We start from the raw sequence: 3,094 nt of genomic DNA on the forward strand, positions 1-3,094 counted from the left end.
TCGCCCTGGGCGATGGCACTGCGCAGACTCTCGTAGGCGAGATCGGCCTTGCTCTTCACGGCGGGGATGCGCTCCGCCCAGCTGCTCTGTCCCATCCGTTCATGGTATGCGATATTCCGGAGAGCTAAGATTTCTTCCGGGATGTTTCGCCAGCCCCCATCTGTTGTTCTGCCCGATTCTTCGCAAACGTCTTGCTTGCAGGAGTTTCGTATACTAAATTCGACGGTGACGATCTGAGGCGTCCCCTCGGTCGCCGCGCGGGAGCCGCCCGGGCCGGGCGTGCACCGTCTCCCACCAGCCGAGGAGCCACCATGCCTCGCGCCGCCGTCACAGCCACGCCCGGCGTCCTCCCTACAGAGTCGGCCCCCCGCTCGAACCACTGCGAGCTCGCCGCCGACACCCGTTCCCCCGGCCTGCTGCGGAATTGGGTCACCGCCCTGCTGGCCGGCTGGCAGCTACCCCACCTGGCCGACGACCTCACCCTGATCGCCACCGAGCTCGCCACCAATGCCGTCCGCCACGGTGCCGCGCCCGTCTGGGCTGGCCTGGCCCTGTGCGAACCCGAGGTGGGCCAGCAGGTCGTACGCCTGGAGGTCGAGGACTCGGGCCCGGGCTTCAACCCCGACGAATGCATCACCGCGGCCAGCGACACCACCGAGAGCTGTGGCGGCCGCGGCCTGTTCCTCGTCGCCACCCTGGCCGGCACTTGGGGCGCCATGCAGACTGCGACCGGCCAACTGGTCTGGGCCGAACTGCCGGTCTGATCGCCGACTCAGAGGTCGTTTTCGTCCGATGTTTCATCCCGAGACGGGGTGTTTGGTGAGGCTCTTCGGGTCGCGCCAGGAGATGGTGTTCTCCCCGGTCAGGCGGCGGACCACGAGATCGGTCATGGCGATGTGGATGACGGCTTCCGAACGGGTGGGCAACGTCTCGTAGTCGCGGGCGAGGCGTCGGTGGAGCATGAGCCATCCGGTTGGGTCGGCGGCTTCCGCCGGCTGCACCGCCGCTACGAACGCAAGGCCGACCACTTCGCCGCCTTCGCCAGCATCGCCGCAGCCCTCATCTGCACCCGACGGCTATCCAAATGAGATGTCTTCTAAGTCCGTTTCTGGTAGCGGCCGCGTCCGGGTTGGTCGAGGAGTCCCTGACGAACGAGTCGTCCCAGGCGGGAGCGGGTGACGTTGATCGAGGGCTCGTCGGTTGGCAGTCCAAGGAGTTCGTGGAGGTCGCGAACCTGGAAGACCCGCCCGGGGTGCTCGTTGAAGGCGGTCACGATGCGCTGGTAGACGGTGGCGGGCTCCTCGGAGGCCTGTGCGTGGTCGGGCAGGGCGAGGCTGTCGATGACCTTGCGGGTGGTGACGATCTCGGCGAGGCGGGCCTCGACTTCGGCCAGGGCACGGGTGAGTTGCTCGATCTGTTCTCGCAGGCCGTCGGCGCGTGCGGTGGTCTCGTCGTGTTCGGCTTGCAACAGCCGCAGGAGTTCGGTGACGTTCACGCGGCCAGCCCCACCTCGTCGCGCCAGGCGGGGCTGGGGGTGGTGAGGCGGCGGAGCATGCCGGCAGTGGAGGCCCAGTAGACGCGGGAGGCGGCGTTGTCCAGCCGGTGGTCGTAGTCACGGGCGAGGCGCCGGTGGAGCATGAGGGTGCCGTTGACCTGCTCGACCACCCACCGCTTCGGTTGCGGAACGAAGCCCTTGCTCTGGGTGTCGGGGTTGCGACGGACCACCTCGGCGGTGATGTCCTTCACCGCCCCGTGGATGATTACGGCGTCATTGAAGCCCTGGTCGACCAGGACCTTTTCCAGGCGCATCCCGCATCGTTCGGCTGCCTGGTCCAGCAGGGCGATGCCGGCCTCGTTGTCGTGCGCGCTCGCGGCGAGGATCACCACACCGATGATCAGGCCCAGCACGTCGACGGCGAGTCCCCGCTTCCTGCCGGGCGTCTTCTTGTTCGCGTCCAGTCCCGTGGTCTCCTTCGGCACCCCGGCCGCCACGCGCACGGACTGGGTATCGATGATCACCAGGGACGGGTCCTCTAATCGTCTGGCCCGCTCCCGCACCTGGCAGCGCAGGATCTCCTGGATCCGCTGGTCAAGGCCGTCCTGGCGCCACAGGCTGAAGTAGTAGAACACCGCCGACCAGGCCGGAAAGTCGTGCGGCAGGAGCCGCCACTGGCAGCCCGTCCGGTTCTGGTACAGCAGCGCGTTCACGACCTCGCGCAGGTCGCAGGAGCCCGGGTCCCCGGTCGCCGAACGCGACACCCGCTCCTGCTTCCAGGCGGTGACCAGCGGCTCGATCAAGGCCCACTGCCCGTCGGACAAGTCCGTTGAGTACGGCATCCGTTCCATGCCCCAACACCATCATGCACACGACACGCGAGTCAGCCTGAACGACTCCGTACACACGAACGGGCGACACCAGATCATCCAGAAACGGACTTAACGTCCTCTCAGAACTCCGAAAGACTGTCCCCAGGAGACCAGTTGGCGGTAGCCCTGGGCCGTGGCCGGGAACTCCTGGTACGCGAGCGAGGCGCCCAATGTGGTGATCACCGCTGCGACGTGGATGTCCTTGTGGGTGTCCACCCCGAGCACCACCTCCTCCGCGACGGAGGATCGCTGCGTGGGCAGGGCGGTCTGGGGCATGCTGGTGGCGGTCACAGGGCTCCTCGGACTGGGGCTGGTGGCCAGTGCCGGTCCGGTGGGCGGTCAGAACTGTGACGGTGCTTTGTTCCCGCAAAGCCCCTATCGGGACACGTCCACCGGGCCGATGCCGGCAAGTGCTGCACGGGGGCGGGAAGCCGACAGTTCTACTCCAAGGCAACTGAGGCCAGTTGTCGCACGGGTCAGGCTCGCCGCCCCCGGCAGCACTCCATGATGCTCACAGTTGTCACAGACGATCGCAATCCACACGTCCTTCGGATGCAGCGAGCGCAGGTAGCGGCAGAACTCCAGGAACTTGGAGCGGTTCTTGGTCTTCTTGAGGTGGCCGTAGAGCTGGTCCTTGGCCAGGTCGTAGGCGGCGAACAGGTGCCGGACCCCGTGCGGTCGGGTGTAGGTCGCCCGTCGGCGGGGCCTTGGTTCGCGGTCGGGGTCC

4 protein-coding genes and 3 pseudogenes are annotated in these 3,094 nt (G+C 67.2%); 2 read left to right on the top strand and 5 right to left on the bottom strand.

Features of this window, described 5'->3' with window-relative positions; translation table 11 throughout:
* Positions 1-311 precede the first annotated feature (311 nt).
* Entirely contained in the window at positions 312-764 is a 453-nt protein-coding gene (locus ACFWOG_RS40300; RefSeq protein ID WP_380364662.1) for an ATP-binding protein, read from the top strand.
* Between the two features lie 33 nt (positions 765-797).
* Here the strand turns inward: ACFWOG_RS40300 and ACFWOG_RS40305 are convergent.
* Positions 798-971: pseudogene (locus ACFWOG_RS40305) on the bottom strand (IS5/IS1182 family transposase); the annotation flags it as partial.
* A 9-nt stretch (positions 972-980) separates the two neighbouring features.
* Here ACFWOG_RS40305 and ACFWOG_RS40310 point away from each other — a divergent pair.
* Positions 981-1,088: pseudogene (locus tag ACFWOG_RS40310) on the top strand (IS5/IS1182 family transposase); the annotation flags it as partial.
* Between the two features lie 8 nt (positions 1,089-1,096).
* Here ACFWOG_RS40310 and ACFWOG_RS40315 read toward each other — a convergent pair.
* From ACFWOG_RS40315 to ACFWOG_RS40330, 4 genes and pseudogenes are all read right to left on the bottom strand, one after another.
* Entirely contained in the window at positions 1,097-1,495 is a 399-nt protein-coding gene (locus ACFWOG_RS40315) for a hypothetical protein (protein WP_355671090.1), read from the bottom strand.
* Positions 1,492-2,346 carry an IS5 family transposase gene (locus tag ACFWOG_RS40320; RefSeq protein WP_380364665.1) on the bottom strand — a complete coding sequence of 285 codons (855 nt, stop codon included), beginning with the start codon at positions 2,344-2,346 and terminating at the stop codon, positions 1,492-1,494. Before ACFWOG_RS40320 ends, ACFWOG_RS40315 begins: the two co-directional genes overlap by 4 nt.
* A gap of 90 nt (positions 2,347-2,436) precedes the next feature.
* Positions 2,437-2,658, bottom strand: a complete 222-nt coding sequence (locus ACFWOG_RS40325; protein ID WP_380364667.1) for a hypothetical protein — start codon at positions 2,656-2,658, stop codon at positions 2,437-2,439.
* Positions 2,659-2,871: 213 nt separating this feature from the next.
* Positions 2,872-3,094 (bottom strand): annotated as a pseudogene (locus tag ACFWOG_RS40330) (IS630 family transposase); the annotation flags it as partial.

Source organism: Kitasatospora sp. NPDC058406 (assembly GCF_042722765.1).
Classification (GTDB): domain Bacteria; phylum Actinomycetota; class Actinomycetes; order Streptomycetales; family Streptomycetaceae; genus Kitasatospora.